The organism is Acinetobacter sp. BWR-L5 (assembly GCF_039655985.1).
GTDB classification, from domain to species: Bacteria; Pseudomonadota; Gammaproteobacteria; order Pseudomonadales; family Moraxellaceae; genus Acinetobacter; species Acinetobacter johnsonii.
The window spans coordinates 539,704-566,095 of sequence record NZ_JAGFEV010000001.1 but is presented as its reverse complement, the minus strand read 5'-3'; the positions used below and the strand labels follow the sequence as shown (position 1 = coordinate 566,095).

Annotated in this window: 26 protein-coding genes; 13 read left to right on the top strand and 13 right to left on the bottom strand. The window is 42.5% G+C overall.

All coding sequences use genetic code 11. The features are described 5' to 3' along the window. Window positions 1-325: 325 nt before the first annotated feature. Window positions 326-1,516, top strand: a complete 1,191-nt coding sequence (gene prpF / locus JZ787_RS02780; protein WP_346311579.1) for a 2-methylaconitate cis-trans isomerase PrpF — start codon at window positions 326-328, stop codon at window positions 1,514-1,516. Between the two features lie 316 nt (window positions 1,517-1,832). Continuing rightward, entirely contained in the window at window positions 1,833-2,744 is a 912-nt protein-coding gene (locus tag JZ787_RS02775; protein WP_346311578.1) for a farnesyl diphosphate synthase, read from the top strand. A gap of 141 nt (window positions 2,745-2,885) precedes the next feature. Here the strand turns inward: JZ787_RS02775 and JZ787_RS02770 are convergent, their stop codons facing one another. The 4 genes from JZ787_RS02770 to JZ787_RS02755 all read right to left on the bottom strand — a co-directional run bounded on the left by JZ787_RS02770 (window position 2,886) and on the right by JZ787_RS02755 (window position 5,942). Next, window positions 2,886-3,743: an SPFH domain-containing protein gene (locus JZ787_RS02770; protein ID WP_058869115.1), complete on the bottom strand. Its 858-nt coding sequence runs from the start codon at window positions 3,741-3,743 to the stop codon at window positions 2,886-2,888. 15 nt (window positions 3,744-3,758) lie between these two features. Beyond that, window positions 3,759-4,232, bottom strand: a complete 474-nt coding sequence (locus tag JZ787_RS02765; protein ID WP_004981271.1) for an NfeD family protein — start codon at window positions 4,230-4,232, stop codon at window positions 3,759-3,761. Window positions 4,233-4,329: 97 nt separating this feature from the next. Continuing rightward, window positions 4,330-5,247, bottom strand: a complete 918-nt coding sequence (locus JZ787_RS02760) for a patatin-like phospholipase family protein (protein WP_346311577.1) — start codon at window positions 5,245-5,247, stop codon at window positions 4,330-4,332. A gap of 65 nt (window positions 5,248-5,312) precedes the next feature. Beyond that, a complete protein-coding gene (locus JZ787_RS02755) occupies window positions 5,313-5,942 on the bottom strand; it encodes a 1-acyl-sn-glycerol-3-phosphate acyltransferase (protein ID WP_346311576.1) in 630 nt (209 codons plus the stop codon). Window positions 5,943-6,078: 136 nt separating this feature from the next. Between JZ787_RS02755 and JZ787_RS02750 the strand changes: the two genes are divergently transcribed. The 5 genes from JZ787_RS02750 to JZ787_RS02730 all read left to right on the top strand — a co-directional run bounded on the left by JZ787_RS02750 (window position 6,079) and on the right by JZ787_RS02730 (window position 12,686). Continuing rightward, on the top strand, window positions 6,079-7,335 hold the full coding sequence (locus JZ787_RS02750; RefSeq protein ID WP_346311575.1) for an MFS transporter: 1,257 nt from the start codon (window positions 6,079-6,081) through the stop codon (window positions 7,333-7,335). 141 nt (window positions 7,336-7,476) lie between these two features. Next, window positions 7,477-8,601: a porin gene (locus tag JZ787_RS02745; RefSeq protein WP_346311574.1), complete on the top strand. Its 1,125-nt coding sequence runs from the start codon at window positions 7,477-7,479 to the stop codon at window positions 8,599-8,601. Window positions 8,602-9,024: 423 nt separating this feature from the next. Next, entirely contained in the window at window positions 9,025-10,683 is a 1,659-nt protein-coding gene (locus tag JZ787_RS02740) for a phosphoethanolamine--lipid A transferase (RefSeq protein WP_346311573.1), read from the top strand. Window positions 10,684-10,686: 3 nt separating this feature from the next. Further along, window positions 10,687-11,367, top strand: coding sequence for a response regulator transcription factor (locus JZ787_RS02735; protein WP_004694591.1), 681 nt, complete (start codon window positions 10,687-10,689; stop codon window positions 11,365-11,367). A 2-nt stretch (window positions 11,368-11,369) separates the two neighbouring features. After that, window positions 11,370-12,686, top strand: a complete 1,317-nt coding sequence (locus tag JZ787_RS02730; protein WP_346311572.1) for an ATP-binding protein — start codon at window positions 11,370-11,372, stop codon at window positions 12,684-12,686. On the opposite strand, the gene JZ787_RS02725 is transcribed toward JZ787_RS02730, so the two are convergent. Then, entirely contained in the window at window positions 12,676-13,386 is a 711-nt protein-coding gene (locus JZ787_RS02725; RefSeq protein WP_346311571.1) for a phosphatase PAP2 family protein, read from the bottom strand. The genes JZ787_RS02730 and JZ787_RS02725 overlap by 11 nt on opposite strands. 163 nt (window positions 13,387-13,549) lie before the next feature. Between JZ787_RS02725 and JZ787_RS02720 the strand changes: the two genes are divergently transcribed. Beyond that, window positions 13,550-14,242, top strand: a complete 693-nt coding sequence (locus JZ787_RS02720; RefSeq protein ID WP_346311570.1) for an HAD family hydrolase — start codon at window positions 13,550-13,552, stop codon at window positions 14,240-14,242. Between the two features lie 72 nt (window positions 14,243-14,314). On the opposite strand, the gene JZ787_RS02715 is transcribed toward JZ787_RS02720, so the two are convergent. After that, on the bottom strand, window positions 14,315-15,502 hold the full coding sequence (locus JZ787_RS02715; protein ID WP_346311569.1) for an ammonium transporter: 1,188 nt from the start codon (window positions 15,500-15,502) through the stop codon (window positions 14,315-14,317). Window positions 15,503-16,227: 725 nt separating this feature from the next. Here JZ787_RS02715 and JZ787_RS02710 point away from each other — a divergent pair. Beyond that, a complete protein-coding gene (locus tag JZ787_RS02710; RefSeq protein ID WP_346311684.1) occupies window positions 16,228-16,950 on the top strand; it encodes a carbonic anhydrase family protein in 723 nt (240 codons plus the stop codon). A gap of 62 nt (window positions 16,951-17,012) precedes the next feature. Here the strand turns inward: JZ787_RS02710 and JZ787_RS02705 are convergent, their stop codons facing one another. From JZ787_RS02705 to JZ787_RS02685, 5 genes are all read right to left on the bottom strand, one after another. Continuing rightward, window positions 17,013-17,738: an amino acid ABC transporter ATP-binding protein gene (locus JZ787_RS02705; protein ID WP_010326224.1), complete on the bottom strand. Its 726-nt coding sequence runs from the start codon at window positions 17,736-17,738 to the stop codon at window positions 17,013-17,015. 14 nt (window positions 17,739-17,752) lie between these two features. Then, window positions 17,753-18,436, bottom strand: coding sequence for an ABC transporter permease subunit (locus JZ787_RS02700; RefSeq protein ID WP_346311568.1), 684 nt, complete (start codon window positions 18,434-18,436; stop codon window positions 17,753-17,755). Then, window positions 18,436-19,179: an amino acid ABC transporter permease gene (locus JZ787_RS02695; RefSeq protein ID WP_005399958.1), complete on the bottom strand. Its 744-nt coding sequence runs from the start codon at window positions 19,177-19,179 to the stop codon at window positions 18,436-18,438. Before JZ787_RS02695 ends, JZ787_RS02700 begins: the two co-directional genes overlap by 1 nt. Window positions 19,180-19,247: 68 nt before the next feature. Next, complete coding sequence (locus JZ787_RS02690; protein WP_010326225.1) at window positions 19,248-20,192, bottom strand: transporter substrate-binding domain-containing protein; 945 nt, start codon at window positions 20,190-20,192, stop codon at window positions 19,248-19,250. A 560-nt stretch (window positions 20,193-20,752) separates the two neighbouring features. After that, window positions 20,753-21,175, bottom strand: coding sequence for a hypothetical protein (locus tag JZ787_RS02685; protein ID WP_004694572.1), 423 nt, complete (start codon window positions 21,173-21,175; stop codon window positions 20,753-20,755). 287 nt (window positions 21,176-21,462) lie between these two features. Here JZ787_RS02685 and JZ787_RS02680 point away from each other — a divergent pair, with 287 nt between their 5' ends. The 4 genes from JZ787_RS02680 to JZ787_RS02665 all read left to right on the top strand — a co-directional run bounded on the left by JZ787_RS02680 (window position 21,463) and on the right by JZ787_RS02665 (window position 24,184). Next, entirely contained in the window at window positions 21,463-21,741 is a 279-nt protein-coding gene (locus JZ787_RS02680; RefSeq protein ID WP_004981228.1) for a hypothetical protein, read from the top strand. 164 nt (window positions 21,742-21,905) lie between these two features. Next, on the top strand, window positions 21,906-23,612 hold the full coding sequence (locus JZ787_RS02675) for a mechanosensitive ion channel (protein WP_168158389.1): 1,707 nt from the start codon (window positions 21,906-21,908) through the stop codon (window positions 23,610-23,612). Window positions 23,613-23,672: 60 nt separating this feature from the next. Then, window positions 23,673-23,864, top strand: a complete 192-nt coding sequence (locus JZ787_RS02670; protein WP_168158388.1) for a hypothetical protein — start codon at window positions 23,673-23,675, stop codon at window positions 23,862-23,864. A gap of 167 nt (window positions 23,865-24,031) precedes the next feature. Continuing rightward, complete coding sequence (locus JZ787_RS02665) at window positions 24,032-24,184, top strand: hypothetical protein (RefSeq protein ID WP_171500578.1); 153 nt, start codon at window positions 24,032-24,034, stop codon at window positions 24,182-24,184. A 21-nt stretch (window positions 24,185-24,205) separates the two neighbouring features. On the opposite strand, the gene JZ787_RS02660 is transcribed toward JZ787_RS02665, so the two are convergent. Both JZ787_RS02660 and JZ787_RS02655 read right to left on the bottom strand, forming a co-directional pair. Further along, on the bottom strand, window positions 24,206-25,405 hold the full coding sequence (locus JZ787_RS02660) for an NAD(P)/FAD-dependent oxidoreductase (protein WP_346311567.1): 1,200 nt from the start codon (window positions 25,403-25,405) through the stop codon (window positions 24,206-24,208). 64 nt (window positions 25,406-25,469) lie between these two features. Further along, window positions 25,470-26,339: a pyridoxal-phosphate dependent enzyme gene (locus JZ787_RS02655; protein ID WP_346311566.1), complete on the bottom strand. Its 870-nt coding sequence runs from the start codon at window positions 26,337-26,339 to the stop codon at window positions 25,470-25,472. Window positions 26,340-26,392: the final 53 nt, after the last annotated feature.

Sequence of the window (26,392 nt, the reverse complement as noted above, 5' to 3'; positions counted from 1 at the left end):
ATGGATAAGTGTTTCCGATTGTAATAGATCGCGAAGAAATCGCATAGTAGCTCAAAATTCATGAAAAAAAGTTATTATTCATATGAAAAATAATATGTAATAAGTTGTAAATAAAAAACATACGAATCAATATATTAATTTTATTTAAATTATAAAATCGGGAATTTTATTTGGAAACCGGACGTTCACAAATGGTTTTTTTTTATACTTACTTAGACTAAAGTCCTGTACGTTACGCATGGATATTGAAAAAAGGTATGATGAACCAAAGTTAAATCAGCATGCTTGACTTAACACAATGATAAATATGAAGGATTCAATAAAAATGAGTTTTGCACCGCAAATCAAAATTCCAGCAACGTATATGCGTGGAGGGACCAGTAAGGGCGTATTCTTTAAATTAGATGATCTCCCAGAAGCCGCGCAACAGGCTGGACGCGTTCGAGATCAGTTATTGCTCCGTGTAATTGGTAGCCCAGATCCTTATGCAAAGCAGATTGATGGTATGGGTGGTGCAACATCGAGTACCAGTAAAACGGTGATTTTAGCGAAGAGCCAACAGCCTGAACATGATGTTGACTATTTATTTGGGCAAGTATCGATTGATCAGCCTTTTGTCGACTGGAGTGGAAACTGCGGAAACTTAACCGCTGCTGTCGGTTCATTTGCGATTTCAAATGGTTTGGTCGATGCTACACGAATTCCAGAAAATGGTATCTGCACAGTCCGTATTTGGCAGGTGAATATTCAAAAAACCATTATTGCACATGTACCTATTACGCACGGACAAGTTCAAGAAACAGGTGATTTTGAACTTGATGGTGTGACGTTCCCAGCTGCAGAAGTGCAAATTGAATTTTTAGATCCTGCCGATGATGGTGAAGATGGTGGTGCCATGTTCCCAACAGGGAATTTAGTTGACACTTTAGAGGTTCCAGAGATTGGCCGCTTCCAAGCAACGTTTATCAATGCAGGTATTCCGACCATTTTCTTAAATGCAGAAGACATTGGCTACACGGGGAGTGAATTACAAGACGCAATTAATGGCGATGCCAAAGCTTTAGCACGTTTTGAAACCATTCGTGCCTATGGTGCAAAACAGATGGGGCTGATTCAAGACATTTCTGAAGCTGCCAGTCGTCAACACACGCCTAAAATTGCTTTTGTTTCTAAGCCAAAACAATATGTCTCGTCGAGTGGTAAAACCATTACAGAGCAAGACACCGATTTATTGGTTCGTGCACTTTCTATGGGTAAATTACATCATGCGATGATGGGGACAGCAGCTGTTGCCATTGGTACCGCAGCAGCGATACCAGGAACCTTGGTCAATTTGGCCGCGGGTGGTGGAGCACGTGAAGCCGTTCGTTTTGGTCATCCTTCAGGGACCTTACGTGTGGGAGCGCAAGCGATACAAGAAAAGGGTCAGTGGGTAGTAAAAAAAGCTGTCATGAGCCGTAGTGCACGCGTGTTGATGGAGGGTTGGGTGCGTATTCCAGCGGAAAGCTTGGATTAACGCTATGTAAAAAGCCTCTTTCTGTAGAGGCTTTTTTATGTCAACTCTAGGTCTGTGATAAGAAGGCTAAAGATCACCAAGAGCATGAGAGGTGAATTTTAGAGCTTGATTGCTTGTGTAATGGCTGCTTGAAATAGTAGAAAAGTCATTCTTATCATCTCGTCTGCAAAAATTAATAGAATACTGCGCCTTGTTTGTACTTTCGGCATAGAGAAAGCGGGCAGAAAGCAGTATCATGCCAACAGATCACTTCAAATGATCGACTCAGTCAAACTGAGCACCAGATTAATTTATCCTATTGTTATTCGAGGCGAATGTGTCAGCACTAACCGACGTATCAGCAAATGCACTCCAACAGGCTCAACAACGTATTCACGATGATTTATTGACGGCACTTGATGCTTTTTCAATTCCGGAACCGTTACAGAGTGCCGTGCATCATGCGGTCATGTTAGGTGGCAAACGTGTGCGTCCTGCGCTGTGCTATGCCACGGCACATTTAAATCCAAACAATAATGCCGCTGCCGTGCGCCGCGCCGCTGTGGCTGTGGAGTTGATTCATTGTTATTCCTTGGCACATGATGATTTGCCATGTATGGACAATGATCTTTTACGCCGTGGTCAGCCGACCTGTCATGTGGCTTATGGTGAAGATACAGCGTTGCTTGCGGGCGATATCTTGCAGTCTATGGCGTTTGAAATTTTAGGTAGTCGACTGTTTGATGCTGGCCCAGTGGTTGATCAGGGTATTGTACTGAAGCAGATGCAAATTTTAGCGACAGCGAGCTCTAAAATGGTGTGTGGACAAGTCCTCGACCTACAAGCCGAAGGTAAACGTGTCGATCAGGCTGCACTTGAAAATATCCACCGAAATAAAACGGGTGCATTGATTTCTGCTGCGGTGATGATGGCCGCGGTGACTGTATTTGACGGTTGCGATCAAGCGATTCCAAAGTTACGCGAATATGCGCAGGCAATTGGTTTGGCTTTTCAGGTGCAAGACGATATTTTAGATATCATTTCAAATACAGATGTACTGGGTAAAACCGCAGGGAAGGATGAGCAAGTCGAAAAATCGACTTATCCAGCCTTGATGGGGCTAGGCGTTGCACAAGACTATGCCAAGACTTTGCATGATCAAGCCTTTGCTGCTTTGGCTTATTTCCCAACGGATGCGGCAGCAGAACTTAATCAGATTTCACAGTTTTTATTGGCTCGCCAAAGCTAAGTTTCAGTGTTTAGATTAAACAAGAGGACATAGCGTGTTCTCTTTTTTTAATGCTTGTTCCTTAGAGGCTTGAGTTTTTTCACAACCCCAATAAAAAAGACAGCTCGAAAGCTGTCCTCATTTAATCAAACCAAGCATCAGTTAGATGTCTTTACGTCCCATAACACCGCGGATGGTACTTAAAATATCGGCTGGTAACACCACTGTTTTAGCGTTGTTCGATTTAGACATATCTTGCATCGCTTTGACATATTGTTCACCCAACAAGTAAGCCACAGGAATTTCCTTATCGCCCACAGCAGAAGTGACCATTTCAATAGCACGCTGAGAAGACTCTGCTAAGACGACTTGCGCTTCTGCGTCACGGCGAGACGCTTCTAAACGGCCATCTGCCTCTAAAATCGCGGCTTGTTTTTCACCATCGGCTTTGGTCACGGTCGCACGACGTTGACGCTCAGCTGCCGCTTGCGCTTCCATTGCTGCTTGCATGGTTGAAGAGGGTTGAATATCCTGAATTTCAACGGTTTTTAGGGTAATCCCCCAGTCTGAAATATCATCCGAAATGGCTGCTTTAAGTTTGGCTTTAATGTGATCACGAGACGATAGCGCATCATCAAGATCCATTTCACCGACGATTGAACGCAGTGAGGTTTGCACTAGGTTTTGAATGGCCCATGTATAGTTTTCAATCCCATAGACAGCATTTACAGGCGTGGTGATGTTGATGTAAGCCACTGCATTCATAAGCAAAACGGCATTATCGCGGGTAATCACTTCTTGAGAGGGAATGTCTAATACAATGTCTTTGGTCGTCACTTTATAAGCCACTTCATCGACATAAGGAATCACAAAGTTGAGACCCGGACTCAACGTGGTATGGTATTTACCTAGACGTTGTACGATCCATTTATAACCTTGTGGAACAATACGGACACCTTTAAAAATGGTAACAGCGGCAAAAGCCAAAATTGCTAAAACGACAATAAATCCACCAGACATATGCTTAACTCACTTTTATCTATTTTCGTTGGTTGAGAGATGTGCTTTGACCATTAAATCATTGCCCAGTATTTCAACGACACGCACTCGGTCGCCGACGTGGACTTTATCTAAAGTACGACAGTTCCATTCATCTGAACCGAGTACTGGAATGGGAAAGCGAACGCGAATGTGTTCATTTTCAGGACTCGCTTGAATCACCATGCCAATTTGACCGATGGTTGCTTCGCGAGACAGTCCTGCTTTGGTTTTGTCAGTCGAAAGCGGTTTAATAAACTTAAACCAAAGTAAAGTGCATAAAATCGACAAAATAATCCACGTCACAAACTGCGTGGTAACGCCCATCATTGGGAACATCCAGTACAGAATACCGACCATAATGGCCGCAATACCGAACCACAATGCGGCAAAAGCAGGCAGAATCAGCTCTGATAACATTAACAGAACGCCCAATACAAACCAGTGCCAAGGCTCAAAAGCAAATTCCATACATCTACTCATATATTCGTTATAGGGATATAGATGCAGAAGCATCTATATCAATTTAGCAGATGAATAAGTCTTTGAATATTAAAAATCAAATTTTTTAGAATTTGGCTTTGGGTGCGGGTTTAAAGGCAGCAGGGGTCTTTTTAAAATCGACAATGGCTTTTTCGATCGATTTAATTTTGAGCTGCGCAGCTTTTTCACCTTCTAAAATAGATTGATTGCTGGCTTTTAAGTCCAAAGTACCCAAGTGTCCGACTCTGGGTTGAATCACCACAGTTGCTTGGCTCAATTCTTCATTGATGCTTTGCTGCCCCATAATATTAATGGTCTGGTCGAGCAAGCCCCACATATTGAGGGGTTTGTTGCCGACAGGACGAGCTGAAATATCAATCGCGATCACAATATCCGCGCCCATGTCTTTGGCTGTTTTGACTGGAATTGGGCTGACCAGACCGCCATCAACATACTTGGTTCCACCAATCACCGCAGGGACAAAAACGTTCGGAATACTGCATGAAGCACGTACTGCTTGGCCCGCATTGCCTTTGATAAAGTCGGCTTTACGTCCAGTGTCAAGACGGGTCGCCACCGCAGCAAAACGGATAGGGAACTGTTGAATCGGTTTGTTGCCGACATGTTTGTTGACATAGTCTTGCAGCTTTTGACCTTGAACAAACCCTTGGGAGTTGAGGGTTAAGTCTCGAATGTCCGATTCTTTTAAGGTCAAGGCAATTTGCTGAAGTTGGAAAGGCGTTTTACCACTGGCATAGATACTGCCCACAAAACTTCCCGCACTGGTTCCCGTAACAATTTTAGGTTTAATACCATGTGACTCTAAAACTTTAAGCACCCCAATGTGTGCAAAACCTTTGGCACCGCCACCGCCGAGTGCAATCGCAATCACAGGTTCACGAGCTTGAATGGGAGTAGTTGTTGGTGTTTTCTTTGATGCAAGATCACATCCTGCCATAGTCAGTGTGAGTGCACCAATCAGAGATAAACGAGCAAAATTCATGGTCAAAAATACTAAAACGCAAAACAAATAATGGTGCACATCTCAGCAGATTCGACCTTGATTTACTAGCTATTTTTTAAGCGTTTTTGTAAAGGCTTGGCCAACCATTTTGGGTTTTTCGCTGAAAATTTGCCGATATACAGATCTAAAATATGCTCTAGGTCTTGCTCAAAATGCCCTGTGGGATGAAACACGCCCAAGCAGTGGATAGTTTTTTGCGCATAGTCAAAGGAAAACATCACAATTGGAATCTGTGCACCATACGCAATGCGATAAAAGCCACTACGGATGGCTTCGGCTTGCTTACGTGTGCCTTCAGGCGCCATACCGACCCAAATTTTTTCTTTGCTGTGAATAATATCGATAATATTTTGGGTTAACCCTTGAGCATGGGTACGATTGACTGGAATGACGCCAATCCACTCAAGTAACGGTTTCAGTGGGGTATGAAACAAACTGTTCTTGCCAAAAATGGTGATTTGCAGGCCTAAGCCCAATAGAGCCGTAAAGCCATGCCATGCATCGATATTTGAGGTATGCGGTGAAATAATTGCTACCGCTTTAGGCAGGTTAGGAAATTCGCCAACAAAGCGCCAACCTTGCGCCAAATAAAGCCGCTTAAAAATAGCGCGAATGAATGCAGATGAGCTACGACTTGGAACTTGATCTGGTAGTTCTGGAAAATATTGGTTCATTGTTATTATACTCAATCGACCAAGATGTATATGATCTCATCATAAGCACTGATCGGCTTGAATTCATTGGCAAAAAAAGTGAAGGGATAGTGATCTCAGATGAACATTTTGACCAATCCATGTATATAGGAACAGCATGCTACAGACTCGCAATGTATATATTTTGCTGTTTTCATTGTATTGGGCGCAGGGCTTACCCGTCGGGTTTATGACCCATGCCTTGCCTGTAATTTTAAGAGCACAGGGTGTGTCACTGGCACAGATTGGAGGCTTCGGACTGCTGATGTTGCCGTGGTCGATCAAAGTGTTTTGGGCACCTTTACTGGATCGTTTTGGGATCACTCGTTTCGGCCACTATCGGAGTTGGATTATTCCATTACAGTTTCTTACGGTGCTGGTGCTGATCGGACTGTCTTTCCTCCCGATTGATGGATTAAATCAACCTATTTATTTATGGGCTTTCTTTGTGGGCCTCCTGAGTATGAATTTGCTCGGGGCAACACAAGATATTGCAACCGATGGGTTGGCGGTTAATATTTTAAAAGGGGAGCAACAGCACTGGGGTAATACCTTTCAGGTAATTGGATCGCGTCTGGGTTTTATTGTCGGTGGTGGTACAATCTTGTGGGCACTAGATTGGCTGAGCTGGCAGAGCACTTTTTTGATGCTGGCGGCAATGGTCTTTATAAACACGCTGCCGATTTTAATTTATCCAGAGCCAAAGCATCGAGCTGTTTCAGAAGCTCAGCCTACACCTTTCAACCTCCAACAGATCAAAAACTATTTGGCTTATTTTGTCCAGAGTCCTTTGCTTGCAGCATGGTTGGCAGTGCTGCTGAGCTTTAAAATAGCGGATGGTTTAGCAGGGCCACTTTTGAAACCTTTAATGGTCGATTTGGGGCTGAGTTTTTCTCAGATAGGACTTTATGTCACCATGCTAGGTGCATGTGCCGCCTTAATAGGTGCAGGACTTGCGGGCTATAGTTTGAAGTTGATTCGCCGTGCCACAGCTTTAGTACTGTATTCGGTGCTAAAAATATTCAGTCTGGCGGCTTATACATGGTTAGCCTTTCAATATGAAAGCCAGCACAGTATTCAGCCGTGGCTAATTTATCTGATCAATGCCTTTGAAGATATGACTTCATCGATGCTGTTGGTGGTCATGCTCACCCTAGTGATGCAGTACAGTCGTAAACATCTGGCAGGCACAGATTTTACTTTCCAAGTGGCGCTGATGGCCACTGTCAGTGGTGGTTTGTATAGTGTGAGCGGTCTACTGGGAGATTGGCTCGGCTACTTTAATTATCTGTGTATGATTGTGGTCATTGCGATGTTGAGCCTGTGGTTTATCTTCAAATGGCGTGGCATTGCGATGTATTCAGACCTTTCATAATTCATTCATAAATAAATCACAAAAAGTGCTAAATAGTGACGTAAACAATTAAAAAATATAACTAAATAATTTTTTAATTGTTCTGTCATATATGTCTGAACGGTAATATTTGTAACAAATTTACCGTAGGATATTTTGATAATGAAAACACGAATTGCAGCCGCAATCGCTTTAAGTTTAGTGGCAGGGGTAACATTCGCAGCACCTACTTTTTATGGTGAAATTGATGTCACGGCCGATTATTTACCTGAAGACAATGCCTCGCCAAATAAAGACCGCGATGTGGTCGAGCTGAATTCCAACAACTCCTTTTTGGGGTTAAAGGGCGAAGAGAAGCTGACAGATCGCTTAAATGCACTCTACCAAGTTGAATTTACCTTCTATGTGGACAATGGCGGTAGCACGGATACTTTCGTTCCGCGTAATTTACTCGTTGGCTTACAAGACCAGAAATTGGGTACATTGAAAGTCGGTAAAATTGATACCCCTGTTAAACAACTGTCTTCAGTGGTAGATACCTTTAATAACTATGTCGCCAACAAAGCCGATGTGGCGGGGATTTTCACGGGTGAAAACCGAGTCGATAACGTGCTGGTCTATGAAACACCTGCTTGGGGAGTGGGCGCAGGTAAACTGAAAGCTGCGGCACTGTTAGCAACAGGTGAAGCTGGTGGTATTGAAAAATCTAAAGGCGGGGCAAAAGTTGCAGGGCGTGGTCTGGGCGATGCTTGGTCAGCGTCAGTGGTCTATGACAGTAAAAAGTTTGTTGCAGGGGTTGGTTATGATAAGGCCATTCCGTCAACCTTTGCAGGACGTGGCACGTTGAATGCGTCAGCGCCTGAGGTGACTGGCGGAGTGGCAGGCAGTGCCTTTGCAGCAGCAGACACCTTACGCGCGATTGGTCGAGTAAATCTGAATAATGGTTTGGCATTGAAAGCGTTATATCAAACTTCTGAAGTGGCGGATGTACAAGGCAATGATGCTGCCGCGGCTGCCATAGACGATGCACAAGGCTGGTTGGTTGGGGCTGAATATAACTTACCGACTGCCAAAGCTTGGACAGTGAAAGCTCAATACAGTCAAAACTCAACCAGTTTTAAAACATCTAAAGAAGACTTTGATGCGCAGCAGTTTATTGCAGGTGCTGACTATGCCTTTACCAAGCAAGTCAAAGCTTATGGTTACGCAGGGATTTTGACGCTTGAACAAGCATCATTTGAAACCAAACAACCTGTAGTAGGCACGGGGATCGAGTACAAATTTTAATGTTTAAGTGATAGAAAAGGGCAAAGTCTATACAGATTAATGCTGATCAGTTAAGGAGTTTTATAGAAACTCCTTAACTTTTTGTCGTTCATGATGGAATCTTCGTATTTTAAAATTCAATATTTGGAGCTGGTCCGTTCTTTTGCGTAGCCAAAAGAACCAAAAACATTTGTCTTCCGCAAAACTTTTTTCTTTTCTGCATTGAAATGATCATTTTGCAAAAACATTCCTTTTAAATGGATATGCAGGTTGCGGATGACGCTTCCGCGTATCAAATAATATTGGGCGGCTCAAAAAGGGCATCTGATTGCTTAACTGATCGGTATGACTTTATATATTCGGCCACAGCGCCTTTTTTATTTAAGCGAGTTTTAAGTTTAGAAAACTACATTGGGGCATCCGCTCAGCAAGACATGATTTAAAATGTTCAATTTGCAGTCTATTTTTAAAGAAGTTTCACTTTCGCGCTTTAACGTATATTTGGCGCTGTGGTTAGCCGTGGTTTTAAACGTGATGTTCTATAAGCAAGTTCAGTTGCTTACACCGTATCATGGTTTCAAAGCTTATGCCTTTATCGGCGCTACTGTTTTGGTGGTGTTGGCTTTTTATCATTTGGTTTTTCAACTGTTACAGTGGCGACCGATGGCTAAAGGGGTGGCTGCGCTATTGATCATCATTGGTGGGATGAGTGCGTATTTTGTCAACAGTTTAGGCGTTTCGATCACACCAGATCAGATCCAAAACATGATGCAAACCGATGGAAATGAAGTGCGCGACTTGTTGTCATGGCGTCTTGTGCTGTGGATTGGGGCGATGGTGGTGCTACCTTTAGTCATCTTATTTAAGGTCAAAATCCGTCGTGATCCTTTCAAAACCGTGTTATTGCACAAGCTCTTCGGTAGTGCAGTCTCTATTTTGCTGATTGCAGGCATGTTATTTATTTTCTTTGTTGATTATGCCGCGATTTTCCGTGAGCATCGTGATCTCAAAGGGATGATTTCACCGCAAAATGCGATCAGTTCAACGCTGTCGTATTATAAAAAAAATCGACCACAGCCGCATTTACCGTTGGTGACTTATGGTGAAGATGCTCATTTGGTGAAGCAAGTCGGACAGCAAAACTTGCCGAAATTGATGGTTTTGGTGGTCGGTGAAACGGCACGTGCAGAAAGTTTTTCTTTAAATGGCTATGCGAAAAAGACCAATCCTGAGCTGGAAAAACTCAATGTCATCAACTTTAATCAAGTCAGTTCGTGCGGTACAGCCACTGCGGTTTCTGTGCCTTGTATGTTTTCAGGCATGCCACGTGAAAACTATGATGCACAGTTAGCGCACCACCGTGAAGGTTTATTAGATCTTGCACAGCGTGCTGGTTACAAAGTGACATGGATTGACAATAACTCTGGCTGTAAAGGCGTTTGTGATCGGGTTGAGCAGTATAAAATTCCAGAACCGATACAGAAAAAATGGTGTTCAGCCGATGGTGAATGTACCGATGAAATTTTGGTGGATAGCTTAAAAGCGTATATGGCTGGTATTGCGGCTGATGATAAAACGCCACGTTTAATTGTATTACACCAGATGGGCAGTCATGGACCAGCTTACTATAAGCGTTCAACGCCTAAGTTTCAGCCCTTCCAACCGATGTGCGAAACCAACGCCATTCAAGCCTGCACACCTGAACAGCTGAAAAATAGTTATGACAACTCCATTGTTTATACCGACCATGTGTTGAGTCAACTGATTGGTGTATTAAAGCAAAACTCAAACTTTGAAACAGGTTTTTGGTATTTATCTGACCATGGTGAGTCGACTGGTGAACATGGGCTGTATTTACATGGTTCACCTTATGCCATTGCACCAAGCCAACAGACCCACGTACCGATGCTGATGTGGTTTTCAGAAACATGGCAAAAGCAGAATCCGCAACAAATCGCTTGCTTAGGGCAACAAAAAAGCCAAGAATTAAGCCAAGATCATTTGTTCCCAACCTTACTGAGTTTACTTGGGGTAAAAAGTACGGTGATTGATTCAAAAAATAATATGTTAGAACACTGCACTGCGACCAAAGCGAGCGCTTAGACCATGTCAAAAATATTGATTATTGAAGATGATTTTATGATTGCTGAGTCCACACAAACGCTGCTGCGTTATCAGCAGTTTGATGTGGTATGGGTCAATAATGGTTTTGATGGTTTAAAGCAATTACAACAATATCCATTTGATGTGGTGTTGTTGGATTTGGGCCTGCCGATGATGGATGGGATGCAGGTCCTAAAAAATATTCGCTCGCTTTATCCGACTTTGCCTGTGCTGATCATTTCAGCGAGAGATCAGTTACAAAATCGAGTCGATGGTTTAAACCATGGTGCGGATGATTACTTAATTAAGCCTTATGAGTTTGATGAGTTGCTGGCACGTATTCATGCACTATTACGTCGTAGTGGCGCGTTAAAACAGCAAAAGCAAAGCCAGACTTTGAGTTATGCAGGTCTAGAGTTAGATGAAGATTTGCACTTAGCCAAGTACAAAGGGCAGACCATTGATTTGTCGAACCGAGAATGGGCTATTTTAATTCCTCTGGTCAGTCATCCCAATAAAATTTTTTCCAAAACCAATTTGGAAGAAAAGCTCTATGACCTTGATTCGGAAATTAATAGCAATACCATTGAAGTTTATATTCACCATTTGCGTGCCAAACTTGGCAAAGACTTTATCCGTACCATTCGAGGTTTAGGCTATCGTTTGGGGCAGGTTGAAGCATAACGATGGCGAAGTCGACTCCTGTTTCTTTAAAGCGTCAACTGATTACCTATACCTCTTTATTTAGTATTGTGATGGGGTGTTTGTTAGTGATTGCAGCATATCGCATTGCACTTGAAGAGACCAATGAGATCCTCGATGCACAAATGCGTAATTTGGCAGAGCGTGTTGCAGCGCATGACCCCGCTCCAATTAAAAGTGAATTTGAGGTGGACAGACACTATCACGAAGAAGATTTATTTGTAGATGTCTGGTCATATGGACTGCCTGAACAACGGCAACATGAGTTTGATTTATTAATACAACCTGTTAAAAAAGCTGGATTTTATACCCATCACACAGCACAAGGCTTATGGAATACCTATGTGCTGCCAACAGAAAAGTATCAAATTCAAGTCAGTCAGCAGCGCAGTGTAAGACAAAAGCTGGCTTTAGAGCTGGCGGCCAATATGTTGATTCCATATTTACTGTTTATGCCTTTGGCTTTATGGGGACTGAGTTGGATTATTGGGCGTAGTCTAAAGCCCTTAGATGAGTTTAAAGCGGAACTTGCACAGCGTGAACCATATGAACTGAGTGAGATTCGTCCAGACGGTTATCCACTGGAAATTCTTCCGACCATTAATGAAATGAATCGTTTATTTGAACGCATTTCGCTGTCGCAAAAAGAACAAAAGCAATTTATTGCCGACGCAGCGCATGAGCTCAGAACCCCTATTACAGCTCTGAATTTGCAAATGAAAATTTTGCTGCATGAGTTTCCAGAACACCAAGCATTAAAAAACCTAAGTTTAGGCTTAATTCGGACTCAACATTTGGTATCACAACTGCTCAATTTGGCGAAACAGGATGCTTCCTTACCAAGTTTAGAACCGACACAAAGGCTAGGGCTAAGTGATGTGGCGGTTGAATGTATGGAGCAACTGATGGAGCTGGCGCTAGCCAAAAGCATCGATTTAGGCTTGGAACAGCATGAAGAACTTTGGCTAGAAACTCAAAGTTCAGCCTTACATTCTATTGTCTATAATCTCTTGGATAATGCGATTAAATATACGCCTGAACAGGGCGTGATTAATGTCTCCATTTATCAGCAAGATCAGCAAGCCATTGTTCAAATTGAAGACAGTGGACCGGGCATTGAGCCAGAACTTTATGATCATATTTTAAAGCGTTTCTATCGCGTACATCACCATCTGGAAGTCGGCAGTGGATTGGGTTTATCCATTGTCGATAAAGCCGCAGAAAAAATTGGCGCCAAACTGCACTTTGGACAAAGTGCAGGATTGGGCGGCTTACAAGTTCAAGTGATCTTTAAGCTGTAGTTTCGGCTTGAGTTGGGCTGGACAGTGTAAACTGTTTATAACACAGCGCATATGCCAGTACATTGACCAGCCAAATCACCCATGCCGTCCATAAATTGTGACTAAGGAAATGTGCACCCCGCATCATTTGCGCCCAACCCATGACAAAGCCTAAAATCAGGGCAGCAAGCAAATAAAACCACGCGCGTTTGGGTTCATTTAGACGGTATACGAAATATCCCACAAAGAGCGCAAAACCTGTCGCGGCATGTCCTCCAGGGAAACAATGTCCTGCGCTGGCGGATAAGTCCCAAAAGAAATCATGTGTCGTGGCCAGAGTCATGTCCCATGGACAGGCATGTGCGGATTGTGATTTTAAAATCCCAATGAGGCTGGTACTGATGAGGACTAAGCCAATGAAATAGCCATTTTGCCAACGGCGGGGTTTGAACGCAGCCCATTTATACGAAGCGAGCCATTTCAGCAAATAAATTACATACACTGCGATGATGATGTCTTTAACATAACGGTGATTCAGTTCTGCTAAGGCCCAGTCGAGCTTTAGTGGAAAATGACCAGTTTGATCCATAAAGGGGTGAATCAGTTGTAAGTCGATGGTGCCCGCTACAGGGAAGAGCAGCCACAATACGGCAAAACCCAGCGTCAAAATAAAAAACTGCAGGATGAAAAAACGTTGCTGATCCAACACAAGTGAGGCCATGTTCTGAAAATAAGCACTATTCCAACAGCGTCAGCTTAAACGAGGCTTAACATAAACGCTATTTCATCGGCTTTAGCATGATCTGTGCTTTGGTTATCGTTTTATGGCGAATACAAAGTGTCGGTTCAGTGTTAAATTGCTCTCAAACACATGAGGTTTAAACATGTCGATACGTGCTGTTCTATTTGATTTGGATAATACCTTGACGCATCGTGGACGAAGTGTTGCGGCTTTTAGTCAAGATCTTGCCGATACTTATCAAAGCCAACTTAACTGCGTTGATGTGGAGCAGATTGAGTCGATTGTGAATCGGATCGACAATGGTGGTTATCCCTTAAAAGAGTATTTAACCCATCCCAGCATCGGTGCTTCAGTGGCTTATGCGTTGCTACAGGAGTTAAACTGGCAGGCGCCTCCGCATTTAGAAGCGTTAAGCAATTTCTGGTTTGCACAGTTTGGTTGCAGTGCTGTGGCGATGCCTGAGGCTGAACAAACGCTGACCCGTCTAAAGCAAGCAGGATATAAACTCGCCATTATTTCAAATGGCGGTCATGCCACACGGCTGTCTATATTAAATGGCTTGGGCTTTCAGCATTATTTTGATGTGATTAATAGCTCTGGATTGTTTGGTCAAGCCAAACCCCAAGCTGATATTTTTATAGATACCGCACAGCAATTGGCTGTTAAGGTGGAGCAGTGCTTATTTATAGGAGATCATCCTATTAATGATGTACAAGGTGCGCAGCAGGCTGGAATGCAAGCACTGTGGCTATCTGGCTTTCATGTACCCTCAGTACAGATGTCTGCACCAAGTATCACGGCATTGTCCGAGATTTTTGATTATTTAGAGCGCTAAAAGCCTCTTATAATGTTCAATACGAATAAAAAAAAAGCGGCCCATGTGAGCCGCATTAAAATGGAAATGCATTTAGAACATACTGTCATCTGAGTTGGCAGAGATTTTATGAATAGATAAATCTGCACCGCGGAATTCATCTTCTTGGCTTAAACGAATGCCCATCGTGGCTTTTAAAGCGCCATAGACCACCAATCCACCAATAACAGCAATACCAATAGCCAATAGCGTACCAATCAGCTGTGACATCATCGCAACACCGCCTAAACCACCGAGCCATTTTTGACCAAAGATCCCGACTGCAAGCCCACCAAAGGCACCACATACGCCGTGCAAAGGCCATACACCGAGTACATCATCGACTTTTAGCTTGTTTTGGGTGTAGGTGAAAAGTTTGACAAAAATCAGTCCAGCAATAGCGCCAATCACCAATGCCCCAATCGGGTGTACGACATCTGAACCTGCACAAATTGCCACAAGACCCGCTAAAGGGCCGTTGTGTAAGAAGCCCGGGTCATTTTTTCCTGCGAAGTTAGCTGCCAAAGTACCGCCAACCATGGCCATAAGTGAGTTAATCGCGACTAGTCCTGAAATTGCATCTAAACGCTGTGCACTCATCACGTTAAAGCCAAACCAACCCACGATTAAAATCCATGAACCTAAAGCCAAGAACGGAATAGACGAAGGGGGATGTGCACTGACACGACCATCTTTCTTGTAGCGACCATCACGTGCACCGAGTAAAACCACCGCAGCCAGAGCGATCCAGCCTCCCATAGCATGTACAACCACTGAACCTGCGAAGTCATGGAAATTTGCGCCGAAAGTGTCTTGTAGCCACTGCTGTAAACCAAAGTTGCCATTCCATGCGATTCCTTCAAAGAAAGGATAAACCAAAGCTACCAATAACACGGTGGCAATCGCTTGTGAGCGCATTTTGGCACGCTCGGCAATACCGCCAGAAATAATCGCTGGAATTGCGGCTGCAAAAGTGAGCAGGAAGAAACAGCGCATCAGGTTATAACCATGATCCGCCGCTAAGGTATCCCCAATATGGAAAAAATGGTGTCCATAGGAAATATAGTAACCTACAAAGAAGTAGGCGATTGCAGAAAGTGAAAAGTCCGTTAAAATTTTGCTTAAAGCATTGACTTGGTTTTTATGACGAACTGTCCCTAGTTCTAAAAAAGCAAAGCCTGCATGCATGGCAAGGACTAAAACCGCACCAAGAAGAAGAAAAAGTAAGTCAATATTTTGCATGTTTGGGTTCCATTTGAGTGCAAAATTTTGCAAAAAGAAACCCAGTATACTGATGCTTGTAATTTCGTGAAGATTTCAGCAAAAAGGAAATATTGATTAAGTTTTGCTTAAAAATAACAAGACTCGATATAAAGCAAAAGTGTGCACCATGATGGTGTTTGTGCATTGCAGTGGTGCATGGATTAAAATATAAATTAATATTAAGTTTATGAATATATTATGTTTATCTAAGTTTCTTTATTTTAAATATACAAGTGTATATTTTATCTCTTGAGTTAAACCCAAAAAGTAGCAACACAAAAAAATGATAAAAAAATTCGGTTAGCAGTTATTGTTAGCTGAGTCTCCATTGCTTTGTTCTCTTTTGGAACGCTCATGCCATGAAATGTGCGTGCTGATTGTGCATCAGTGAAAGATTTTAAACATGATTGTATTTTCTCATTCTTATTTTAATTTATCACAGATAAAACATGAATAATCACATAACTATATGTAATTAATTGTAATTATTGTCATATATGATCAGTCCTATTTGATCGTTTTACATCTACAACGAGACAAAATAGTCGGGCAATATTGGCTTTTTGCTGAAAAGTCATGATTACAGAGTTTGCACAAAAAACAAAGACAAGCAGGCAGAATTGGCATTTTAGGTTTTGCTGCTTGAGCGTGATTTCTTAGAGGATATTGGGGCGTTTTAAACTGATATTTTTTGATGGATTATGATGAAGAAAAAACTAATAGCAATATTGTTTGGTCTCCCATGTGTGATGGCTTGGGCCAGTAGTGAAGTAACTTCGGATTGGGGTTATCAAGCACAAACAGCACCGCAGTATTGGAGCCAGCTCAACACCAAATACCAAACTTGTGCGGGGCATAATCAATCGCCCATTAATCTTGAGCATGTGATTTCAGCAGACCTTGCGCCACTTGATTTTGATTATAAAACGGCTGCAACGAGTATTGTGAAGCTCCCTCATACTTTACAAGCCAATTTTCATCAAGGCAGTTATTTAAGTTTAGAGGGAGAACGATTTCAATTATTGCAAATGCATTTACATAGCCCTTCAGAAAATACGATTCACGGCAAAAGTTTTCCGATGGAATTACATTTAGTCCATGCTTCTGAAAAAGGAGAGCTGGCTGTGGTTGCGGTGATATATGAACAAGGGAAAAAGAATCAAGCACTTGATGGGCTGTGGCAGCAGTACAGGCAACCCCAGAAAGCACTCAATTTAAACGCAGATCAATTTCTGCCGACACATCGCGAGTACTACCGCTTTAATGGTTCGCTCACGACACCGCCGTGTACTGAAGGTGTACGTTGGGTGGTCTTAAAAGATATTCAGCAGGCATCAGCACAGCAAATCGCAAACTTCGCGGTACTGATGGGATATCCGAATAATCGTCCTGTTCAAGCCACCAATGCGCGCTTGGTTTTAGACTAGAGCGTGAATTAAAAAAGCAGATCACACGATCTGCTTTTTTAATGTGGGATAACACGTCTGTGCTAGTGCAAGATCTTGTCTAAGAACTGTTGAGCACGATCACCACGTTTGGTGTTAAAGAAATCATCTTTGCTACAGTCTTCGACAATTTTACCTTGATCCATAAACAACACACGGTTGGCCACTTGGCGGGCAAAGCCCATTTCATGGGTGACACACATCATGGTCATGCCTTCATGTGCTAACTCGACCATCACATCAAGAACTTCATTAATCATTTCAGGGTCAAGTGCCGATGTCGGCTCATCAAACAACATGGCAATCGGATCCATGCTTAATGCACGGGCAATTGCGACACGTTGTTGTTGTCCACCTGAAAGTTGTGCTGGAAATTTATGTGCATGTGCACTCAGCCCAACCCGTTCTAAATAGCCTAAGCCTTTCTTTTTCGCTTCAGCTTCAGAGCGTCCCAATACTTTAATTTGGGCAATGGTTAAATTTTCAGTAATGCTGAGATGTGGAAACAACTCGAAATGCTGAAACACCATGCCTACGCGGCTGCGTAATTTGGTCAAATCTGTTTTCGGGTCTTTAATCGGAATTCCATCGACTGTGATTTGACCTTGTTGGAAGGCTTCCAGTCCATTCACTGTTTTAATCAGGGTCGATTTGCCTGAGCCTGATGGACCACAGACCACCACCACTTCACCTTGGCAAATTTGTGTGGTGCAATCGGTTAAGACTTGAAAATCGCCATACCATTTACTGACATTTTGGAGGTCAATCATTACTTTTTGGTCGCTCATACGCTTAACCTCCTTTGTAATCGTTTTACTGCATATGTGGCTAGCATACTGATGGTGAAATACACTAGGCCTGCAAATAAAATATATTGCGTTAATAGAGACATCAAATCGCCCCGCACGTAGTTGGTGCGGAAAAAGTCGAGTAGGCCAATGGCGTACACCATGGTCGAGTCTTGGAACAAGATGATGGTTTGCTGTAACAGCAGCGGTGTCATTTTACGAAAGGCTTGCGGCAAAATGATTAAACGCATGGACTGACCATAGGTCATGCCTAGTGCATAAGCCGCGGCAGACTGTCCTTTAGGAATTGATTGAATCCCTGCACGTACAATTTCCGAGAAATAAGCCGCTTCAAACAGCATGAACGCCACAATACTTGAGACCAAAGCGGTATCAATGGTCAAGTAACTTCCCGTGACTGTGGTGTAGATGAACGGTACAGCAAAGTAGAACCACATCAATACCAACAGCAGTGGAATCGAGCGAAATAAATTGACATAGCCTTGGGCAATTAAATTCAGGATGCGAATTGAAGACAAACGCATCAGTGCCAACAGCGTGCCAATGAAAATACCACCAATGGTGGCAATACAGACCACTTTTAAAGTGATACTTAAACCATGCCATAGGGCAGGTGCAGATAACTGCAAATCATGGGTAAATGCGGTGAGCCATTCCATTATTTAGCTCCTGCAATTAAACCTGGGACACGCAAACGTTTTTCAAGCAGCGTCATTAAGGTAATTAAGCACACGTTGATAACGATGAAAATAATCGTGACATAGGTATAGATTTCGATGGTGTTCTGCGTATATTCGCTGATGGTTTTCATCTGCGAAATAATCTCGGAGACCCCAACTAAAGAGGCTACAGAAGTATTTTTGACGCAGTTGGTCAACTCTGAGCTCAGAGGCGGCAAAATCGTACGGAAGGACTGTGGTAAAATGACATAGCGGTATAGCTGTGCGGTACTAAAACCCATGGCATAACCTGCATTGACCTGTCCTGTAGGTAAGGCTTCAATGCCTGTACGGACTTGTTCGCAGACACGTGCTGCGGTAAACAGTCCCAGACCAATACTGGCTGAAATCAGCGCTGTTGTTCCTGCACTTAAATCGTTAATCCACCATGACTTAATCGGACCAGGTAAGAAATTCGGCACCACATAAAACCAAATAAATAATTGGATCAGTAGCGGTACATTACGAAAAATGGTGACGTAGCCAGTGCCGATAGAACGTGCGGTTTTATTGGGAAGCGTGCGCATAATGCCGAGAATACTTCCGAGCACCATTGCAATGCTCCAAGCCACAATGGCAATAACAAACAGCCAGCCTAAACCAATCAAAATCCAACTGAGATAGGTGCTATCTCCGACGCCTGTGGATTGCCAAAGGACGCCCCAGTTCCAGGTATAATTCATGACAATCCCCTAAAATAGGTCAGGCAAAGAAACTTTGCCTGAGTGAACATTAATCTTTCCCTTATCGTTTACTGATCACGGTCATGTGGGTTTGCAATTAAGGCTTTAAGTTGGTCTGACATAGCAAAGTTCAGGTTAATGTTTTTCGGTGGAATTGGTTGTTCAAACCATTTGTTGTACATCTTGTTAATTTCACCTGAGCTATAAGTGGCTTTAATTGCATCATCAACCACTTGCTTAAAGCCTGTGTCACCTTTACGCAACATACAGCCATAAACTTCTTGAATTGGTGCTGTACCGACAATGTGCCACTTGTTTGGATCTTTAGCTTTCGATTTTTCTCCAGCAAGTAAAATGTCATCCATCATAAACGCAGCAGCACGACCACTCTGGAGCATCAAAAATGATTCAGCATGGTCTTTGGCAGAAATCACTTCACCAATACCGAGTTCTTTTTCATGCTGACGGATATAGCGTTCAGAGGTTGTTCCTGCTGTCGTTACTAATTTTTTGCCTTTTAAGTCAGCAAAGTCCTTCACGCCTGAATCGGTTGCAGTAAGTAAACGTGAACCCACTTCAAAGAAGCCCACAGAAAAATCAACTTGTTGCTGGCGTTCTTTGTTGTTTGTAGTTGAACCACATTCAAGATCGACTGTGCCATTTGAAACCAATGGAATACGGTTTTGGCTGGTGACTAAGTTATAGCGAACTTTCAAATCAGGCATATTCAGCTTTTGTTTAACAGCCTCAACCACTTTGAGCTGTAAATCATGTGCATAACCGACAGGTTGATTTGGGTTGTCTGCGATATAGGAGAATGGAATAGAGGAGTCACGGTAACCTAAAACAATGGTTCCTGATTTTTTAATCTTATCTAAAGTGCCTGACTGTGAAGCATCTGCGCCAGTGCTAGCTGCATCCGTTGCAGGTGCTTTGTTGTCGCTACATGCACTGAGGCTCAGCGCAAGTGCACTTGCACAAAATAGGGCAGAAAGATTACGTTGCATGGTCATGTACAAACTCCTTTTGTTTGCAGCATCAATTGCATTGTTTTTATCAAAAACGTCAGAATTGGGTTAAAGCTTTATTCTGTGCAAAAGATGTTCTTTTTATGGTATTTTTTTACAGCTTAGTCTGCATCTTAATCGAGATTGCTTTTGCTGCTCAAGTGGGATTTTTAATATTTTGTTAATAATGCTTTAAATAAGTGCATCGCTATATTCCTCTGATATTAAAAAGAAAATTATGCATAATGCGTGCCATTTCAAGTTTTATAATTCATTTTATTAGGCTAATGTCTAATGCCACAGGGTTGGCTATGCGTTTCGTTATAGATGCATGACAGAATGGATTTTGTTCGTGTAGAACATGCTAAAACTGCAATAGCAAAGAAAAGTGCTTTATTTTAAAGATGATCCGTTTTATGACGCAGTATATAAAAGTCAGTTAGATTCGGTTTACTGTCCTACGTTTTCCGCAGAGGATTAAAAAATAAAAGCGACTGTACGTTATGAACAAATGACGGGGCACAATCGCAAGGGAAGGAGATGAGCAGGTGTGTATCAAGAAGTGCTTAGTGCACAAACATATCCATATATTCACGGATTTCAGAAATAGCCGTTTCAATATCCGTCGTCAGCCATGTTGGCTCAAACAGTCCAATATAGTGATCTAAACGGTCTTGAGGTACAACTAAACGCACAGGACATTCTTCTTCCAGTAAGCGCCAAGGAATGATGGGTGTTTCATTGTCTAAAAAGGCTTGCACATTTCGAATGTCAATAATCATGGCATTGACACATTCAGGAAAAGGCATCACAGAAAACTCTTCAGTACGACGACGGAAAAACTCTAGATCGCCCCATTTTAGAATATAACTAGGCTTAGAAAATTCAATAATACCAATAAGATGTTGGTCTCGCGTGTAGTGCAAATGACATTGGTGCGTAACATCAGTGTCTAAATCAAGCGTTACACTTTGTTGACGATATGCCATAAAGTCCAAAAACAGCTAAAACAAGGTGCATAATTATAGCGCAAATTCAGTTCAAGAGCGTTGTTCGCCAGACTCTTTTTGTCTATGCCTAGGTGAAATACTTTTTAAATTACTTTTAACACTAAATTGATAGATGAATGACTGTTTTTAAAACCTTAAAAAATAATAATTTATCTTAAGATGAATAGTTTGTTTACTATCTCACTATGCTTTGAAACACAATGCTACACAAGCAGTTGTTAGTATAAAAATTCGACAACTTGATAATAGAAAATTGAGGGGGAGCTATGACACATGATTTCAATAAACCGCCCCATGTACAAACGCCAGAGGAGCGGCAAAAGAAAAAACGCGTGCCTGTGTATATGTTGGCATTGGTCGGAATTTTCTTAATCGCATTATTACTTTATATGTTTGCAGATACTAAGCCAAATCCGACTGAGGCGCCTCCAGGTCATCCGAATCCGAGCGCAGAGCCTGCAACACCGAATAATAGCACCACTGCAACAGCAGGTGACGAAGCGGTAGCCACCGATAGCAATACGGCGACTGCAACTGACCGCTAAATGTGACTAAAGCCCTTGTATTGTACAGGGGTTTTTTCTTTAGTAGTCATCAAAAAGGTATTCCATTTCTCATTCATACCTCATGGCAGGCAATCACTTCAAAACTAAAATCTGTATTTGAGCAAAGGTCGCTGTGAGGTAGACATAACAAGAGGGAGAACAAAATGAATGATTATGTAGGGCATCAGGGTCGATTTGATGCGATGTATTATTGGGACCAGTTTCACCCGATCCTGTCCGCAATCGCCATCCTGATCATTGGTTGGATTATTGCATTATTGATTGCAGGTGCTGTGAAAAAGGTTTTAACCAAACTTGGAACCAACCAAAAACTTTCCAGTGCTACCGGCCATCGCTCAAATATTGAAAATATTATCTCTCGAGTTGTGTTTTGGCTCATCTTGATTATTGCGGTGATTGGTGCACTCAATGTCCTTAATCTCACCAGTGTAAGTGGGCCATTTAGTAATATGGTTCAACAGTTCTTGTTGTTTATTCCACAACTGTTGGCTGCTGTTGCTGTGGGTTTTATTGGTTGGATTGTGGCAAATCTGGTCAAAGTGGGTTTACAAAAAGGATTGGATCGCACTCAGTTAGATGAAAAACTCAGTCAGGATGTCGGAGTCAGTACCCTGAGTCAAAACATCAGTGAAATTGTCTATTGGCTGATTTTATTACTATTCTTACCCATTGTTTTGTCGATACTCGGTCTGACTGGGCTGCTCTTTCCCATCCAAAATATGGTCAATGAAGCCGTACTGTATCTGCCAAATATCTTTATTGCAGGTGTGATTGTTTTTGCGGGCTATATTCTAGCAAAAATTGTACGGGGTATTATTGAGGGTTTATTGAGAAGTCTAGATGTACAAAAACAGGTTGAAAAAGTAGGACTGTTTAAAAACTCAGATTTGGCCAAAGTGCTCGGATCTTTTGTTTTTGCAATCGTCATTATCACAGCGCTGATTATTGCGTTTGAAGCTTTAGGGATTGATGCAATTTCTCAACCAGCGACGGCCATGCTGTATGAAATCATGAATGCGATTCCGCACATCATTGCGGCGGCATTAATTTTAATCTTGGCCTATGTGGTATCACGTTTTGTCGCAAGTCTTGTGGTTGAAGTCTTGTCGGGAACAGGTGTAGATGACATTCCAAACAAAGTTGGCTTGCAACGTTTCTTAGGAAATACCAAAGCTTCTTGCGTCGTGGGTTATTTCATTGTGTTCTTTACCATGTTATTTGCGGTTTCTGAGGCTGCAAATCGACTCGGCTTTGAGCAGATCAGTGGTTTGATTGCGATGTTTATCCAGTTTGGTGCAAACATCCTATTGGGTGCAGTCATTCTGGGCGTGGGCTTCTGGCTGGCGAACTTGGTTGCTCAGGTGATTGAGCGTGGTGAATACAACAGCTCTCGTTGGGTGGCGAACATTGTACGTGTCTTGATCATTGGCTTAGTGTTGGCGATGGGCTTGCGTGCAATGGGTATCGCAGATTCCATTGTGAATTTGGCCTTTGGCTTAACGCTTGGGGCAGTTGCCATTGCATTTGCACTGGCTTTTGGTCTAGGTGGACGTCAACCTGCGGAACGGGTTTTGACCGATTTGTTAGATAAAGCCAAAAAAGAAGGTACGCAACCGAACCCACTTTATCAGGCCAAAGCTGAAAGCACGCAATCCGCACAAGGCAAAGAAGAGCATGCCTCACTGAAAGAGCAAATGGATACACCAACGGTTGCAGAGGAATATCAACATACAGATGATATTCCAACTACAGCAGAGGTCGATCCTGCGCATAAACCTTTAAATAAACCTTTTGGTTCAACGGGTGAAGCTGAACAAGATATTGACGTTCACCCCAAAGATCCAGACTAAATTAATCACACTAAACACCGACCGCTGATGGCGGTTGGTGTTTTTTATTGGAGTAAACTGATGTCAAAAAAAGCCCCAAATAAATATTTTGCCCCAATCATCATTGCGGGTATTACGGTTGGATTTTTTGTGAGTGCTTATAAATTTGTATTTGCAAAACCAAAGATCAATACAACAACACACGCTAATGCTGAAAGAATACCGACTGCGGCAACTGAAGGCCGTGATGCGGATGAATCTGATGAAAAATAATACAAAAGTCTATAGTGTTGAATGAACTTTAATTTGGTATGTTTAATGCATGTGGAATATGGATATTTCATAAATTAGAAATACTTACATGCCTATACTTTTGTGATAGCTGCATGGACATTTCACAATTTATTTTTATAAATTGCAGTTTAAAAAGGAAAAAACAGATGATGCAAATATTAAAAAAAACTTTGATGGCGAAACGTTCAGTGATCCAGCCGAGCCATGTCCATATTGCCATTGCGAAAATGGACTTAGCACTTGCCCGTCAGCAGAAGCAAAAGCAGTGCGTATTGCTACGCACGGACTATTTGGAATAATTTATAGCTTAAGCACATGGCTTAGACATATTCTGATGCGGCATGCGCAGATGACCATGCCCACTGGAAGTTAAAGCCGCCCAAATGTCCTGTGACATCCAGTATTTCACCGACAAAGTACAAGCCTTTTTGCTTTTTACTTTCCATCGTTTTCGAGGATACTTCAGTGGTGTCTACGCCACCTAAAGTCACCTCAGCAGTACGGTAGCCTTCGGTTCCTGATGGTTTGACTTCAAATGCATGTAAGCGCGTGGCAATGTGCTCCAGTTTTTCATCCGACAGTTGACCAATCGCTGTTTCAGCTAGTTCAGGCCAAATGAGGTTTTGCAGTTCAACCACCACACTTTTTGGAAAATGTTCACCCAGTAAAGTACGCAGCAGAGCTTTGGGCTGACTGTGCTTCTTGGCTTTTAAGTAGTCGTACAAATCCACACTTGGCAAGAAGTCAATTTTGAAGCTTTGTCCTACATCCCAATAATTCGACAGCTGTAGCGAGCTTGGCCCACTGAGCCCACGATGGGTAAATAAAAGGGCTTCGGTGAAAGCGTTTAAGTCATTAGATAAAGTCGCATCGACCGCGTTGCCACTAAGGCGGGTTGTGACTTCTTTAAAGCTGTCTGAAAAGGTAAAAGGCACCAAACCTGCGCGAGTTGGATATACATGGTGGCCAAATTGTTTGGCAATTTCATAACCAATGCCAGAACCACCTAAAGTTGGAATGGATAAACCACCTGATGCAACCACGACAGATTCAGCCTCAAAATAACCCAGTGTCGTGGCAATTTGAAAACCCTGCTCATCGAGTGCGGTGATGGCTTTTACTTCACAGTTGGTTTTAATGTCGACCAAACCTGTTTTTTCACACTCGCTCAATAGCATGGCTAAAATTTCTTTGGCACCTTTTAGGGTGAAAAGCTGACCGTGTTTACGCTCTTCATATTCAATGCCGTACTCACATACTAGGCCAATAAAGTCCCAATTGGTATAGCGAGTGAGGGCTGAAATCACAAAGTGTGGATTATGTGAAATAAAGTTGCTTGGCTCGACATAGAGGTTGGTAAAGTTACATTTACCCCCACCTGACATGAGAATTTTTTTGCCGACTTTATTGGCTTTTTCAACCACTAGCACTTTACGTCCGCGTTGAGCTGCCATATAGGCTGTCATTAAGCCAGATGCACCTGCACCTAAAACTAAGACATCATATTGATTTGAGGACATGACACACTCACGGGAGAATAAAGCAGGGCATTATAGACCATCTTTTTTGCTTTTTCAGGACTATCTAAAGCTGCGCTAAACGACCTTGTAGTCCACCTGAATGAATCACCAAAATACGATGATCTTTGGGGAATGTACCTTGTTGAATTAAATCGGTTAAGCCCAACAGCATTTTACCTGTGTAAATTTGTTCCAGTGGAATGTCATATTGCTGCTCAAAGGTACGGATAAATTGTAAGAGCTCGGGAGTAGTTTTGGCATAACCACCACAGCAATATTGATCGGTAATTTGCCAATTGCTTTTTTTGGTCAGTTGTTCGACTTCGGTGCTTAGGAAATCGCCTTTGAGTGCAGAGAAACCCAAAACTTGCTGTTGTGAAGTACTGGCTTCAATGAGACCCGCAATGGTGCCCCCTGTACCGACTGCGCAGCAAATCAGATCGAAATTTTGTCGATCCATATCAGAGAGAATTTCTGTGCAGCCTTGAATGGCAAGGGGATTGGTTCCCCCTTCAGGAATCACATAATACTCAGGGTAATCTTGTTGTAACTGTGCTAAGTAGGCTGAGCTTTGCTTTTGCCGATAGGTTTCACGCGTTACAAACTGCAACTGCATACCAAATTGTTGCGCCGTATTTAGAGTGGGGTTTAAGGGTTTGCTGGCCAGCTCTTCACCTCGAATAATGCCCAGACTCTCAAAACCAAATAACTGTGCTGCATAAGCCGTTGCGGCAATATGATTGGAATAAGCGCCACCGAAGGTCAGCAGTTTTTTATAGCCTTGTTGCTGTGCCGCTAACAGATTGTATTTGAGTTTAAAAAACTTATTGCCTGAGATTTGCGGATGGACTAGGTCTAAACGTTTGATGCTGATATTAACCCCGCCAACGTTTATGTGCTGATAGGGAATGGACTGTGCAATCTGGTTAAACATAGGACTTTTATCAATCAGGTTGAGTGCTTAGTGTAAGTGAAAAATGGCGATTT